The organism is Micromonospora ureilytica, assembly GCF_015751765.1.
In the GTDB taxonomy this organism is placed as follows: domain Bacteria; phylum Actinomycetota; class Actinomycetes; order Mycobacteriales; family Micromonosporaceae; genus Micromonospora; species Micromonospora ureilytica.
Window position 1 is genome coordinate 3,716,177 of the sequence record NZ_JADOTX010000001.1, and the last position, 14,120, is coordinate 3,730,296.

The 14,120-nt window shown below is 72.9% G+C and carries 13 protein-coding genes and 1 pseudogene; 8 read left to right on the forward strand and 6 right to left on the reverse strand.

Annotated features, from left to right (window positions below; translation table 11 throughout):
• Window positions 1-66: 66 nt before the first annotated feature.
• The 4 genes from IW248_RS16670 to IW248_RS16685 form a co-directional block, all read right to left on the reverse strand.
• Complete coding sequence (locus IW248_RS16670) at window positions 67-1,068, reverse strand: YihY/virulence factor BrkB family protein (protein WP_196927745.1); 1,002 nt, start codon at window positions 1,066-1,068, stop codon at window positions 67-69.
• Window positions 1,061-2,065, reverse strand: a complete 1,005-nt coding sequence (locus IW248_RS16675; RefSeq protein WP_196927746.1) for a diacylglycerol/lipid kinase family protein — start codon at window positions 2,063-2,065, stop codon at window positions 1,061-1,063. The genes IW248_RS16670 and IW248_RS16675 overlap by 8 nt, the downstream gene beginning before the upstream one ends.
• 93 nt (window positions 2,066-2,158) lie before the next feature.
• Window positions 2,159-2,737: a Clp protease N-terminal domain-containing protein gene (locus IW248_RS16680; protein ID WP_124822848.1), complete on the reverse strand. Its 579-nt coding sequence runs from the start codon at window positions 2,735-2,737 to the stop codon at window positions 2,159-2,161.
• A complete protein-coding gene (locus tag IW248_RS16685) occupies window positions 2,737-2,973 on the reverse strand; it encodes an HTH domain-containing protein (RefSeq protein ID WP_007457155.1) in 237 nt (78 codons plus the stop codon). The genes IW248_RS16680 and IW248_RS16685 overlap by 1 nt, the downstream gene beginning before the upstream one ends.
• Window positions 2,974-3,125: 152 nt before the next feature.
• Here IW248_RS16685 and IW248_RS16690 point away from each other — a divergent pair, with 152 nt between their 5' ends.
• The 5 genes from IW248_RS16690 (at window position 3,126) to IW248_RS16710 (ending at window position 10,198) form a co-directional block, all read left to right on the forward strand.
• Window positions 3,126-3,986: a universal stress protein gene (locus tag IW248_RS16690; protein WP_196927747.1), complete on the forward strand. Its 861-nt coding sequence runs from the start codon at window positions 3,126-3,128 to the stop codon at window positions 3,984-3,986.
• A gap of 68 nt (window positions 3,987-4,054) precedes the next feature.
• On the forward strand, window positions 4,055-6,448 hold the full coding sequence (locus IW248_RS16695; RefSeq protein ID WP_196930234.1) for a phosphoketolase family protein: 2,394 nt from the start codon (window positions 4,055-4,057) through the stop codon (window positions 6,446-6,448).
• Window positions 6,409-7,317 (forward strand): universal stress protein, encoded by a 909-nt coding sequence (locus tag IW248_RS16700; RefSeq protein ID WP_231396334.1) that lies wholly within the window; start codon window positions 6,409-6,411, stop codon window positions 7,315-7,317. Before IW248_RS16695 ends, IW248_RS16700 begins: the two co-directional genes overlap by 40 nt.
• A 126-nt stretch (window positions 7,318-7,443) precedes the next feature.
• Window positions 7,444-8,427: an Acg family FMN-binding oxidoreductase gene (locus IW248_RS16705; protein ID WP_196927749.1), complete on the forward strand. Its 984-nt coding sequence runs from the start codon at window positions 7,444-7,446 to the stop codon at window positions 8,425-8,427.
• 97 nt (window positions 8,428-8,524) lie between these two features.
• Window positions 8,525-10,198 carry a sensor histidine kinase gene (locus IW248_RS16710; protein WP_196930235.1) on the forward strand — a complete coding sequence of 558 codons (1,674 nt, stop codon included), beginning with the start codon at window positions 8,525-8,527 and terminating at the stop codon, window positions 10,196-10,198.
• 15 nt (window positions 10,199-10,213) lie between these two features.
• Here IW248_RS16710 and IW248_RS16715 read toward each other — a convergent pair whose 3' ends face one another.
• The gene (locus tag IW248_RS16715; RefSeq protein WP_196927750.1) at window positions 10,214-10,852 is read right to left on the reverse strand and encodes a response regulator; all 639 of its coding nucleotides are present in this window, start codon (window positions 10,850-10,852) and stop codon (window positions 10,214-10,216) included.
• A 196-nt stretch (window positions 10,853-11,048) separates the two neighbouring features.
• On the opposite strand from IW248_RS16715, the gene IW248_RS16720 reads away from it, so the two are divergent.
• Window positions 11,049-12,023 (forward strand): Acg family FMN-binding oxidoreductase, encoded by a 975-nt coding sequence (locus IW248_RS16720; protein WP_196927751.1) that lies wholly within the window; start codon window positions 11,049-11,051, stop codon window positions 12,021-12,023.
• A gap of 128 nt (window positions 12,024-12,151) precedes the next feature.
• On the opposite strand, the pseudogene IW248_RS16725 reads toward IW248_RS16720, so the two are convergent.
• Window positions 12,152-12,277, reverse strand: a pseudogene (locus IW248_RS16725) (reductase); the annotation flags it as partial.
• A gap of 187 nt (window positions 12,278-12,464) precedes the next feature.
• Between IW248_RS16725 and IW248_RS16730 the strand changes: the two are divergent.
• Both IW248_RS16730 and IW248_RS16735 read left to right on the forward strand, forming a co-directional pair.
• On the forward strand, window positions 12,465-13,397 hold the full coding sequence (locus IW248_RS16730; RefSeq protein ID WP_196927752.1) for an ABC transporter ATP-binding protein: 933 nt from the start codon (window positions 12,465-12,467) through the stop codon (window positions 13,395-13,397).
• Entirely contained in the window at window positions 13,394-14,116 is a 723-nt protein-coding gene (locus IW248_RS16735) for an ABC transporter ATP-binding protein (RefSeq protein ID WP_124819823.1), read from the forward strand. The genes IW248_RS16730 and IW248_RS16735 overlap by 4 nt, the downstream gene beginning before the upstream one ends.
• The last annotated feature ends 4 nt before the right edge of the window (window positions 14,117-14,120 follow it).

The following is a 14,120-nucleotide window of genomic DNA, read 5'->3' on the forward strand; positions in this document are numbered from 1 at the left end:
GCACCTCCCTTGTCTGTCTGGCGAGGCGTTTTACCCGATCCGCGTCCGTCGTACACGCAGGTGCCGTTAGAGCGCCGACATGTCCCCGGTGTCGTACAGCTCGGCGCGGTCCGGGTCGGGCTCCCACAGGTCCGGTTGGGCGGGCTCCCGCGCACCGATGCGCAGCGCCTCCAGTTGGGCGGCGAAGGCCAGCCCGCCGAAGAGCGCCATCCCGGTCAGGTTGGCCCAGAGCAGCAGCGCCATCATGCCGGTCAGGGCGCCGTAGGTCTGCCCGAAACCGTCACTGAAGCGCACGTACGCGGCGAGCAGCAGGCTGGCCAACCACCACAGCGCCGTGGCGATGGCGGCGCCGAACAACAGCCAGGACAGGCCGGGCTGGTTGCGGCGCGGCGCGTGCCGGAACAGCACGGCGACGGCGACGACGGTCAGCCCGAGGCTCAGCGGGAAGCGGATCACGTCCCAGATGCCGTTGGCGACCGCACCCCACTCGTAGTGTTCGCGGACCGAGTCGCCGATCGCGCCGCCGCCGACCAGGATCAGGAAGCCGGCGAGCGCGGGCAGGCCGGCGGTGACGGCCAGCACGGCGGCCCGCAGGTATTTGCGCAGTGCCGGGCGGTCCCGTTCGACGCCGTAGATGCGGTTGGCGCCCCGCTCGATCTGGGCCATCGTGGTGGTGAGCGCGAACAGGCCGGTGAGCAGACCGAGGGTGAGCGCAAGCTCCCCCGCGTCCTCGACGCGTTCGCCCTCGCCGAGCAGTTCGCCGACCATCTGCGCGCTCTGGCCGGGGGTGAGCGCCAGGACGGTGTCGGCGACCACCTGGCCGCCCTCCTCGACGCCCAGCTCGCTGATCAGGCCGGTGAGGGCGATCAGGAACGGCACCACGGCGAGGCAGAGTTGCAGCGCGAAGGCCCGGGAGTGGCTGAACCCGTCGCCGTAGCGGAACCGGATGAACGCGTCCCGCAGCAGGTGCCAGCCGCCCTGCCGGCGCAGTGTGTGCCAGGCGTCGTCGGCGGACAGCTCCTCGTCGGCCATCAGCCGGGTCTCCGGCACGATCCGGGTGCTACTCACGGCGTGCTTCCTCGATCAGCTGCTCGCCCCGCTCCCCAACACTCTGCGCGTCGACGGCCAGGTCGGGGGCGTCCTGTGGCTGGGGGACGCAGAGCCAGAGCGCCTGGGGTCGGACCTCCGCCCGCAGCTGCCGGCCCGGGGAGATCAGGTCGCCGTCCAACTCCCGGGGCTGCGCCCGGTTGCTGGTGACCACGACGCGCCGCCCCCGGAACACCTCCATCTGTGGCACCTGGCCGCTGCGGCGGATCACCGCCCAGCCGAGCGCGAGCCAGTGCCGCAGGTTGCGTGGGGTGAGCACTGCGACGTCGAGCCAGCCGTCGTCCGGCTCGGCCTCGGTCAGCAGGGTCACGCCGCCCTGCAGCCGGCCGACGTTGGCGATCAGGACCGAACGGGCCCGGCGGCGCAACGGCGGGCGGTCGTCGACGCGGATCTGCACCCGCATCGGCCGGTCCCGTAGGTGACGGGCGGCACCCACCACGTACGCAGGCCAGCCGATGCGGGCCTTGGTGGTCTCGTTTGTGGCTTCGAGCATCTGGGCGTCGAAGCCCATGCCGGCCATCACTGTGAAGTATCGATCCTCGACGGCGCCGACATCGAGCAGCCGTCGGCCGCGTTCGACGGCGACCTGCAGCCCGGCGGCCAGGTCGGTGGAGAGCCCCAGGTTGGCGGCGAGCAGGTTGCCGGTGCCCTGCGGCAGCACGGCGAGGGCCACGTCGGTGCCGACCAGCCCGCTGACGCAGGACATCACGGTGCCGTCGCCCCCGCAGGCGAAGACCAGGTCGACGCCGGCCTTGACGGCCTGCTCGGTCTGACCGCGACCCGGGTCGTCGACTGTCGTCTCGTACCACTGCGGGGCGGGCCAGCCGGCCGCGGTCAGGGCGTCGTCGACGGTACGGCGCAACTCGTCGAGATCGTCGATCTTGACCGGGTTGACCACCACGGCGGAGCGCAACCCGCCGTCACCGCCCGAGGGCCGCCTGTCCTGTCCAGCATCCACGGCGCCAGTGTGCAGCACCCGGACGGCTTCAGCGACCCGGCGACCGGCAGGCGTCGGAAGTGCCACAGACAGGTTTCAAGACGGCCCCACCCGTCAGGCCGCCGCCCGCAGCGCGAGCTCCACCCGCCGGCGCAGATCGTCGAGGTCGACACCGGACTCGGTGAGCACCAACGCCCCCAGTCCGTTCCCCTCGCGGAGCACTCCGAGCAGGATGTGCTCGGTGCCGATGTGGCGGTGGCGCAGGCGCAGGGCCTCCCGCAGGGACAACTCCAGCGCCTTCTTCGAGCGGGGCGAGAACGGGCCGCCGAGGTAGCGCTTACGCCCCCAGCGGCGGCGCGGCGCCGGGACCGCCTCCCGTAGCGCGTCCGGGCCGAAGGACTGCTCGATGCGGGCCACGATCGCGGCCAGGTCGATGCCGATCTCCCGCAGGGCCGCCGCGTCCGCGTCGCCGAGGCCGGCGCCGCCGCTGGCGGTGTGCCGGCGGACGCGTTCGCGCAGGTCGTCGGCGCGTACCCCCGCGTCGGCGAGCACGCGGCTGGCCAGCCCGGCGTCGTCGGCGAGCAGGGCGAGCAGCAGGTGCTCGGTGCCGACCGGCCGCTGGCCCTCGACCCGCGCCTCCTCCAGCGCCCGGCGCACCACGTCGCGCGCCCGGTCGGTGAACCGTTCGAACATCACGCCTCCCAGGATGAGTTGACCGCCGGTCGCCCGGCGTGCTTCTTGTGCACTGCCTGCCGACTGACCTCGAGCGCGTCGGCGATCTCCTGCCAGGACCAGCCCTGTCGTCGGGCGTTGTCCACCTGGACCACCTCGAGCCGCTCGAGCAGCCGGCGTAGCGCTCGGACGGCGCGCAGCCCGACCCGGGGGTCGGTGCTGCCGGCTGCCGCCGCGAGTTCTGTCGCCTGACTCATGCCGTCAACATACGTTGACAGCGCCTCTCGTGTCAACCCTGGTTGACGAGGGCCGACCGCAGCCGATCGGACCCGCCGTCGCGCTCATCCGACTACCCTCGGTCAGGGACAGCTTGGTCGTGCCGGGCGCGACGCCCGGGAGGTGATATCGGATGGCCGCACCCGCCGACGCAGCGGTGCTGGTCGGCCTCGGGTCGGAACTCGACCTCCCGGTCGTCGAACAGGCCGCGCAGGAGGCGGCCGGACACGGCCGGCCACTGCACCTGCTGCACACGTTCGACTGGCGGGCGGCCTTCGCCGCGGACACCGTCGCCGCACCCCGCGACCAGGCCGAGAAGCTGATCACCCGCGCCGCCCAGCTCGCCCACCAGACCGAGCCGGGGCTGACCGTACGCGGGGAGATCGTCGAGAGCGCCATGCTGCCCACCCTCATCCGCCGCTCGGAGGGCACCTTCCTGTTGGCCGTCGGTGACAGCGGCATGGCGGGCAGCGGCCAGTGCGTCCCGGCCGAGACGACCGCCGTGCAGTTGGCCGCACGGGCCGGCTGCCCCCTGCTGGTGGTTCGGCGTGAGCCGCCGCCGCAGGGCCCGGTGCTGGTGGGTGTCGACGGCTCCCCCAGCTCACACCTCGCCCTGCAGTGGGCCGTGGAGTGCGCGGCCCGCCGGGGCGCCCGACTGCTGGTCCTGCGGGTGGTCGAGTACGACGAGGACACCGACGCGGTCGCCGAGCAGCTCAGCGAGGCACTGGCCCGGCACACCGGCCGGCACAGCGCGGTGCCGACCGAGTGCCGAGTCGTTCGCGGTGACCCCGCCGAGGTGCTGATCGACATGTCCCGCGACGCGCAGGTGGCGCTGGTCGCCGCCCGCGGTGACGAACCGGGCCGGGCCATGCTCGGCGCGGTCGCCCAGTCCCTGCTCTACCACTCCCCGGCCCCGGTGGTCGTCGTCCGCGGCCTGGCCGAGGCGCCGCTGACCGGGCCTGGTGCCCGCCCGGCGCGGGACCAACGGCCCTGACCCCGGGGCGTCCGCAGCGGCCAGGCTGAACACCGGACGCCCCACTCCTACCCGCGAGAGGCAGCATGATGGACACCGCTCTCGACGTGCACAGCGCCCTCACCGACGACGAGCTGCGCCGACTGGACGCCTACTGGCGCGCCGCGAACTACCTCACCGTCGGGCAGATCTACCTGCTGGACAATCCGCTGCTGCGCGAGCCGCTGACCCCCGACGACATCAAGCCTCGACTGCTCGGGCACTGGGGCACCAGCCCCGGCCTCAATCTGATCTACGCCCACCTCAACCGGATGATCGTGGCGCGCGACCTCAACGCCATGCTGGTCACCGGCCCCGGCCACGGAGGCCCGGCCATCGTGGCCAACACCTGGCTGGAGGGCACCTGGTCGGAGCGCTACCACGACGTGGCGCGCGACGAGGCCGGGATGTCCCAGCTCTTCCGCCAGTTCTCCTTCCCGGGCGGCATCCCCAGCCACGTGGCGGCGGACGTGCCGGGTTCGATCCACGAGGGCGGCGAGCTGGGGTACGCGTTGAGCCACGCCTACGGCGCCGCGTTCGACCACCCGGACCTGCTGGTGGCCTGCGTGATCGGCGACGGTGAGGCGGAGACCGGGCCGCTGGCCGGCAGCTGGCTCTCCAACGTGTTCCTCAATCCGGCGCGCGACGGCGCGGTGCTGCCCATCCTGCACCTCAACGGCTACAAGATCGCCAACCCGACCGTGCTGGCCCGGATCCCCGAGAGCGACCTGCTCGACCTCCTGCGCGGGTCGGGCTACCAGCCGTACGTGGTGGCCGGCGACGATCCCGCCCAGGTGCATCGGACCCTCGCGGCGACGCTGGACCGCGTGCTGGACGAGATCGCCGAGATCCAGCGGCGGGCCCGCTCCGGGGGCGTCGTCGAACGTCCCCGCTGGCCAATGATCATTCTGCGGACGCCGAAGGGCTGGACCGGCCCGCGTGAGGTCGACGGCACCGAGGTGGAGGGCACCTACCGCGCCCATCAGGTGCCGCTGTCGGGCGTCCGCGACAACCCGGCGCACCTGGCCGAGTTGGAGCACTGGCTGCGCAGCTACCGGCCGGAGGAGCTGTTCGACGCGACCGGCGCGCCGGTCGACGAGCTCCTGACGTTGCCGCCGCGCGGTGACCGGCGGATGAGCGCCAACCCGGTCACCAACGGCGGCGTGGTGCTGCGCGACCTGACCCTGCCGGACTTCCGCGACTACGGCGTGGAGGTTCCCGAACCGGGTACGCCGATCGCCGGCGCGACAGGGGTGCTCGGCCCGTGGATCCGTGACGTCATCAGCGCCAACCCGCAGACGTTCCGGCTGTTCGGCCCGGACGAGGTCGCGTCCAACCGGCTGGGCGCCGCGTTCGAGGTGACCGACCGGGTCTGGGTTGCCGCCACAGTGCCCGGCGACGACCACCTCTCCCCGGACGGGCGGGTCATGGAGGTGCTCTCCGAGCACCTGTGCCAGGGCTGGCTGGAGGGCTACCTGTTGACCGGCCGGCACGGTGTGTTCACCAGCTACGAGGCGTTCATCCACATCGTCGACTCGATGCTCAACCAGCACGCCAAGTGGCTGAAGGTGACCCGGGCCATCCCCTGGCGGCAGCCGATCGCCTCGCTGAACTACCTGCTCTCCAGCCACGTCTGGCGGCAGGACCACAACGGCTTCTCCCACCAGGACCCGGGCTTCATCGACCACGTCGTCAACAAGAAGGCCGAGGTGGTGCGGGTCTATCTGCCACCGGACGCGAACACGCTGCTCGCCACGATGGACCACTGCCTGCGCAGCCGGCACTACATCAACGTGGTGGTGGCCGGTAAGCAGGCGGCGCCGAACTGGCTGACGATGACCGAGGCGATCCAGCACACCCGCCGTGGCCTGGGCATCTGGGAGTGGGCCAGCAACGACGGCGGCACCGAGCCGGACGTGGTGCTCGCCTGCTGCGGAGACGTGCCCACCCTGGAGACGTTGGCCGCCGTCGAACTGCTGCGCCAGAACCTCCCGGAGTTGAAGGTGCGCCTGGTCAACGTGGTCGACCTGATGCGACTCCAGCCGGACACCGAGCACCCCCACGGCCTCACCGACAACGAGTTCGACACCATCTTCACCGAGGACCGGCCGATCATCTTCGCGTACCACGGTTACCCGTGGCTGATCCACCGACTCACCTACCGCCGCAGCAACCACGACAACCTGCACGTGCGCGGTTACAAGGAGGAGGGCACCACCACCACCCCGTTCGACATGGTGATGCTCAACGACCTGGACCGCTTCCACCTGGTCATCGACGTCATCGACCGGGTACCCGGCCTGGCCGCCCGCGCCGCGCACCTGCGCCAACGGATGGTCGACGCCCGGCAGGCAGCCCGCGACTACACCCGCCAGTACGGCGAGGACGACCCCCAGGTCGCCGAATGGCGCTGGGTCCGCGACACCGACCCGACCGCCCCCTGAAGGAGAACGACGTGCGCGATGCGGAGATCCTGGTCGGCTACGACGGCTCCACCGACGCCTCGGTGGCCCTGAACTGGGCAGTGGAGGAGGCGCAGCGCAGCGGCCAGCCGGTGCGGCTGGCGTACGTCTTCGAATGGCTGACCGTGGCCAGCTGGGTCGGTCCGGGCGTGGCCCCCGGCGTGTGGCCCGACGACACCGCCCGCCGGCAGGTCGACGACCTGGTCCGCAAGGCCGCGGCGGACGCCGCCGCGGCCAACCCCGGGCTGCGGATCACCGGCGAGGTGTACGACGGGCCGCCCGCTCTGGTGTTGCAGGAACGCTCCGCCGAGGCCGGGATGCTGGTGCTCGGCAGCCGAGGCCACGGCGGATTCGGCGGCCTGCTGGCCGGGTCGACTGCGGTGTCGGTCGCCGCGCACGCCCACTGCCCGGTCGTGGTGGTGCGGGACGGGGTCGGCAGCACCGCGACCGACACGTCGAACCGCCCGGTGGTGGTCGGGGTGGACGGCTCGGAACCGTCGCTGGTGGCGCTCGGCTTCGCCGCCGAACGGGCGGCGCAGCGGCAGCTGCCGCTGCGCGTCCTGCACGCCTGGACACCGGGTCCCGGCGGGGCGGCCGGGGTGCCCGACGAGCGGGCCGCCGTGGAGCAGGCGCTGGAGCCGTGGCGGCGAACGTTTCCCGAGGTGGCGGTGACCGTCGACCTGGAGTCGACGAGCCCGTCGGCGATGCTGATCGAGGCGAGTCGGGACGCGCGGCTGGTCGTGGTCGGCAGCCGGGGCCGGGGCGGGCTGGCCGGCATGCTGCTCGGCTCGGTCAGCCAACAGCTCATCCAGCACGCCAACTGCCCGGTCGCCGTGGTCCGCGAACGCTGACCACCGCAGGCACAACGACCCAACGGGGTCGGGACCTGTGGCCCTGCGGGCACAGCGCCGAAGGCCACAGGATGAGACGGCGAGCCGCTGTACGGCTCGCCGAGCAGAGACGGAAAGGTCGTGACCATGAGTCAGGAAAGCCAGCTGACCACCGCGCTGGCGGAGGCCGCCGCCACCGCCGGCCACGCCCCCTCGGTGCACAACACCCAGCCGTGGCGCTGGCGGGTGCTGCCCGACGCGTTGGAGCTGCGCTCCGTCGCCGACCGGCAGCTCGCCGCCAGCGACCCCGAGGGGCGACTGCTCGCGATCAGCTGCGGCACCGCCCTGCACCACGCCCGGTTGGCGTTGGCCGCCCAGGGGTGGCGCGCCGTGGTGGAACGGCTGCCCGACCCGGACGACACCGAGCTGCTGGCCCGGCTGACCGACCTGAGCCACACCTCGGCCGACCCGGACGCCATGCGGATGGTGCAGTGCATGCAGGTGCGGCACACCGACCGGCGGCCGGTCAGCGACGAGCCGGTTCCGCCCACGGCGATCGACGAGATCACCCGGGCGGTCGGCGCGGAGGGCTGCCGGTTGCAGGTCCTCGACCGCGACCAGGTGTTGGAGCTGGCCGCCACCGCCGGGCACGCCGACACGGTCGAGGCCGAAGATCCGGAGCTGCGCACCGAGCTGGCGTACTGGACCAGCCGGGCCGGCTCGGGCACCGGTCTGCCGGCGGAGGTGCTGCCCGAGCAGCCTGCGCAGACCACGGTCCCGGGCCGCGACTTCGGCCGTCCCGGCAGCCGGCCGATGGGTCCCGGCCACGACCGGATGGCGGTGTACGCGATGCTGCACGGCGACGAGGACGAACGGGACAGCTGGCTGCGTGCCGGCGAGGCGCTCTCCGCAGGTTGGCTGACCGCCACCCGGCTCGGCGTGTCCGTGGTGCCGCTCAGCGCGGTGGTGGAGGTGCCGGGCACCCGGCAGACCCTGCGGCAACTCCTCTCGGGGATCGGCTTCCCGTACCTCGTGTTGCGGTTGGGCATCGCGGACCCGGCGCACTCCGGCCCGCCGCACACGCCGCGGCTGACCACCGCGCAGGTGGTGGACACCTCGGCCGTCCGTTGACGGGTCGGGCGACGAGCGGCACCGGCGCTACCATGCCGCGGTGACCAGCAGCGCGCCGTCGCCCCGCCAGGAACCTTCCCCGGCACCGTCGCTCGGGCTGACGCCGCTGTCCCGGGTCCGGCTCGACGAGCTGCTACAGGAGATGCTGGTCCGGGTCGGTGAGGTGGTGACCAGCCGGGAGCGCCTGCGGGCCCTGCTCGACGCGGTCGTCGGCATCGGCACCAACCTGGATCTGCGCACCACCCTGCAACGCATCGTGCAGGCGGCCTGCGAGCTGGTCGGCGCCCGGTACGGCGCGCTCGGCGTGGTCGGCCCGGACCGGCTGCTGCACGACTTCATCGTCCACGGCATCACGCCCGAGCAGCATGAGCAGATCGGCGACCTGCCGCACGGGCGGGGCGTGCTCGGCCTGCTCATCGCCGACCCCCGGCCGCTGCGGATGCCGGACATCACCCAGCACCCCCGCTCCTACGGCTTCCCGGCCAACCACCCGCCCATGCACAGCTTCCTGGGCGTGCCGGTCCTCATCCGCGACCAGATCTTCGGCAACCTCTACCTGGCGGAGAAGCAGGGCGGCGCGGAGTTCACCGAGGACGACGAGGAAATCGTCGTCGCGCTCGCCGCCGCGGCCGGCGTGGCCATCGAGAACGCCCGCCTGTACGCCCTGGCACACCGGCGGGAACGCTGGCTCGCCGCCACCGCCGAGATCACCACGGTGCTGCTCGGCGAGGTACGCCGTACCGACGCGTTGGCGTTGGTGGCCCGCCGGGCCCGGGAGGTCGCCGAGGCCGAGCTGGCGCTGGTGCTGCTCTACGACAGCGACACCGAGCAGCTCACAGTGGAGGTGGTCGACGGCGCCGACGGGACGGCCCGCGCGCTCGTCGGCGTGGTCCTGCCCGCCGTCGACACCAGCTTCGGCGCGGCGGTCGCCGAGGGCCGGCACGACCAGGTCGACGATCTGGCGCACGCCGCGCCGTGGCCGGCGTTGCTGCACACCGGCCCGGCGATGATCTCACCGCTCACCACCGCCGAGACCCTGCACGGCGTGCTGATCGTGGCACACCCGCCGGAGCGCGGTGGTGGCGCCAGTGAGGAGGACCTGGCGCTGTTGGGCAGCTTCGCCGGGCAGGCCGCGCTGGCCATGGAACGGGCACGCGGCCAGGAGGAACGGGAACTGCTGGTGGTCCTGGAGGACCGCGAGCGGATCGCCCGCGACCTGCACGACGTGGTGATCCAACGGCTCTTCGCCACCGGCCTGCAACTACAGAGCGCCGCACCGATGGCCCGCCCGGAGGTGGCCAAGCGGATCAACGCGGCCGTCGACGATCTGGACGCCACCATCCGCGACATCCGCCGGACCATCTTCGAGCTGCGTACGCCGATGACCTCGGCGCTGCGCACCGAGATCCGCGCGGCGGTCGAGGCGGCCGCCGAATCGCTGGGTTTCAAGCCGCACCTGGAGCTGACCGGGCCGGTGGACAGCGCCGTGCCGGACGCCATCCGCCCGGACCTCACCGCCGTGCTGCGCGAGGCCCTGTCGAACGTGGTCCGCCACGCGCAGTGCACCCGCGTCGACGTCGCCGTACGCGTCGACGCCGGCCAGGTCGCCGTGACCGTCACCGACGACGGGGTGGGCTGCGACCCGGCCGCCGCCCGGGGTGGTCTGGTCAACCTGCGCGAACGCGCCAGTCGCCTCGACGGCACCTTCACGATCGTCGCGGCCGAACCGCACGGCACCGAGGTGCGTTGGGCCGTGCCGCTGCGCGACTGACCCCGGCGACTCAGGTCAGGGCGTCTTGCCGAGCAGCCGAGTGGCCAGGACGGCGGCCTGCGTGCGGCGCTCCAGGCCCAGCTTTGCCAGCACGCTGGACACGTAGTTCTTCACAGTCTTCTCCGCCAGGAACATCCGCCCGGCGATCTCCCGGTTGGTCAGCCCCTCCGCGACGTACTCCAGGATCCGCCGCTCCTGCTCGGTGAGCGACCTCAGTTCGCGCGGCTGCTCGACGCCGTTGCGGATGCGCTCCAGCACCCGGGCGGTGATCGCCGGGTCGAGCAGCGACTGCCCGGCCGCGACGCGGCGCACCGCGTCGACCAGGTCGGTGCCACGGATCTGCTTGAGCACGTACCCGGCGGCGCCCGCCATGATCGCCGCGAACAGGGCCTCGTCGTCCTCGTACGAGGTGAGGATCAGTCCCTTGATGGACGAGTCGACGGCGCGCACGTCCCGGCACACGTCGATGCCGTTGCCGTCGGGTAGCCGCGCGTCGAGGATCGCCACGTCGGGCCGCAACGCCGGGATGCGGCGAGCCGCCTCCTGCGCCGAGCCGGACTCGCCGACCACCTCGATGTCGCCGCTGCTCTGCAACAGGTCGGCCAGGCCACGGCGGACGACCTCATGGTCGTCGAGGAGGAACACACGGATCATCCTTCGTTTCTACCCGCTGCCCACGGCCCGCCGCACGGGCCGAAGGTCCCGACCGGCACGCGGCGAGCGGGCGTTCGGACCCGACCGGTCGGGACGTCCGGCCCTGCGCGACGGGCCATCGAACGATGGACCGTGGGGGTGCGCCGGGCACCGCGGCACCATCCGGCGACCGGCCCAGCGGGAGAGGAGCACCGTCATGGACATCGGCTACACCGCAGCCCAGCTGCGGGCCGCCGCCGTGGACGCGGTCCGGGCACCGTCGTTGCACAACACCCAGCCATGGCGGCTACGGCTGCGCGCCGGGGGCATCGAGGTGCTGGCCGACCCCGGCCGTCGGCTGCCGGCGACCGATCCGAGCGGGTGGGGTGTCCGGATCGCCTGCGGGGCGGCGCTTTTCAACCTGCGGATCGCCCTGGCCGTCACCGGTCCCCCGCCCCGGGTGCGACTACGCCCCGACCCGGCCGAGCCGGACCTGCTGGCCCGGCTGGTGCCGGACACCCCGCGCCGGCCCACCCCCACCGAACAGAGCCTGTACGCGGCCATCCCCCGCCGGTTCAGCAACCGCCTGCCGTTCTGGCCGGACCCGGTGCCGGCCGACGCCCGGTGGCTCCTCGGCGAGGCGGCCCGTATCGAGCAGTGCTGGTTGGAGCTGCTGATCGGGGTGAGCGCGGTCTCCGCGTTCGGCGAGATCGCCCGCAGCGCGCACCGGGTGCTGGAGCGGGACCCCGCGTACCGGGCCGAACGGGATGGCTGGCTGCGCCGGGAGTTCACCCCGGACGGCGTACCCGCGTCGGCCGGGGGTCCGCAGGGCGAGCCGCAGGATGTCCTCCCGACCCGCGGCTACGGTGGGCGCGACCGTGCCCCCGGGCGGGACTTCGAACCGGAACCCCTGGTGGGGGTGTTGGGCTCGGTGGGCAACACCGCCGTGGACCAGGTGATCGCCGGGCAGGCCCTGCAACGGCTGCTGCTCACCGCAACGGATGCCGGGCTCAGCGTGTCGATGCTCTCCCAGCCGATCGAGGTGGCCCCGGCGCGGGAGCAACTGCGGCTGTCGCTGGGGCGATTCGGCACACCGCAGATGGTGTTGCGGATCGGGTACGGCCAACCGGGCCGACCGACCCCCCGACGCAGCGTCGACGAGGTGCTGGACCTGCCGGTGGTGCCCGCCTGACCGCGTCGCCGGCGGGCCCGCTCAGGCGGCGAGCACGGCGGCCTCCACTGTCGGGTCCAGCCCGATCGAGCTGCGCTGCGGTCGCCCGGCGCGCGGTGGAACCTCACCTACCTCGCGCAGCCAGCGTGTACGCCGGACGGCACCGCGCCGTGCAGCCCCCGGTTGAACCCCGTCACCGACCAACCGCGGCGCACGGCCTCGGTGACCGTGGCCCCGCCGACGAAGCCTGTACCGCCCAGCACCAGAAGTCTCATGCCCTCCACCCTGCCGAGACGGGTCGGCGCAGGACACCCCTGTTCACCGGCAGCGGATCTGCCCCTGGCAGAACCCGCCCGAGGCATGGTCAACTGAGCCGCCGATTGCGAAACTGCTTCAATCTGCGCGGGCCCGACCACTACCCGAGGCTGGCTCGACGTCGGCACGACCCGGACGGAGAAGGGGATGACCAGCACACCGCTGTCCCTGCCACAGCCATCCGAGCGGGCGCCCGAGTTCGGCCGGGACGCGCTCATCGTCTGCGAGAACCTGGTGCGGATTTACCAGACCGGTTCGATCGAGGTGCAGGCACTGCAGGGACTGGACCTGGCCGTGGAGAGCGGTGAACTGGTCGCCGTCGTCGGCGCCTCCGGGTCGGGCAAGTCGACGCTGCTCTCCATCCTGGCCGGCATCGACGCCCCCACCGCCGGGCGGGTCCGGGTCGACAGGTGGAATCTGCTGGCGATGTCCCGCGCGGACCGGGTGAACTACCGCCGGCACACCGTCGGGTTCGTGCGGCAGCAGACGGCGAGCAACCTGATCCCCTACCTGACCGCACGGGAGATGGTGGACCTGCCGATGACGGCGGCCCGGACCGCGAAGGAGGAGCGCCGGGAACGCGCGGCCGAGCTGCTGGACAGCCTCGGTGTCGCCGACTGCGCCGATCGGCGCCCCGGGCAACTCTCCGGAGGGCAGCAGATGCGAGTCGCGATCGCGGTGGCGCTGGCCAACCAGCCGCGGGTCCTGCTGGCCGACGAGCCGACCGGCGAGCTGGACGCCGCCACGTCCGCGGAGGTCTTCGGCGTGCTGCGGGACGTCAACCGGCGGTACGGCGTCACAGTTGTCGTGGTGACCCACGATCCGGAGGTCAGCGGCCAGGTCGAACGGACCGTCGCGATCCGGGATGGGCGCACCAGCAGCGAGGTGCTGCGCCGCGCCACCACCGACGCGGAGGGCGACACGCACATGATCGCCGAGGAGTACGCCGTGATGGACCGGGCCGGGCGGGTCCAGGTGCCCCGCGAGTTCCGCCAGGCGCTGGCGCTGACCCGACGGGTCCGGCTGGCCCTGGAACCCGACCACATCACGATCCGCCCCGACTCGGGAAGCGGCGAATGACCAGCGAGCCGCTGCTCAGCGTGCGCGGCCTACACCGGCGCTTCCGCACCGGGCCGACCGTCGTACACGCCCTGCGCGGCGTGTCGTTCGACGTGGCCGCCGGTTCGATGGTGGCGCTCGTCGGCCGGTCCGGCTCGGGCAAGACCACCCTGCTCAACGTCATCGGCGGCCTGGACCGCCCGGACGCCGGCACCGTGCACGTCGACGGCACCGACGTCACCGCGCTCGACGAGGACGGCCTGTCCCGGCTGCGGCGCGAGAAGGTGTCGTACGTCTTCCAGAGCTTCGGGTTGATCCCGGTGCTGTCGGCCGCGGAAAACGTCGCGGCCCCGCTGCGGATGGCCCGCGTCGCCCCGACCGAGCGCGAACGGCGGGTCGAGTTGCTGCTGGAGCTGATCGGCCTGGCCGACCACGCCCGGCAGCGGCCGGCCGAGTTGTCCGGCGGCCAGCAGCAGCGGGTGGCGATCGCCCGCGCGCTGGCCGCCTCGCCCCAGCTTCTGCTCGCCGACGAGCCCACCGGGCAACTGGACGCCGAGACAGGGCTGTCGGTGATGGCCCTGCTGCGCGGGATAGTGGAATCCGAAGGCGTCACAGTGGTGGTGTCGACGCACGACGCGGTGATGATGGCCTTGGCCGACCGGGTGATCCGCATCCACGACGGGCACCTCGACGAACAGGCGGCCGGGCAGCCGTACGCGCCCGTGCCGGACGCCGGGTGACGCG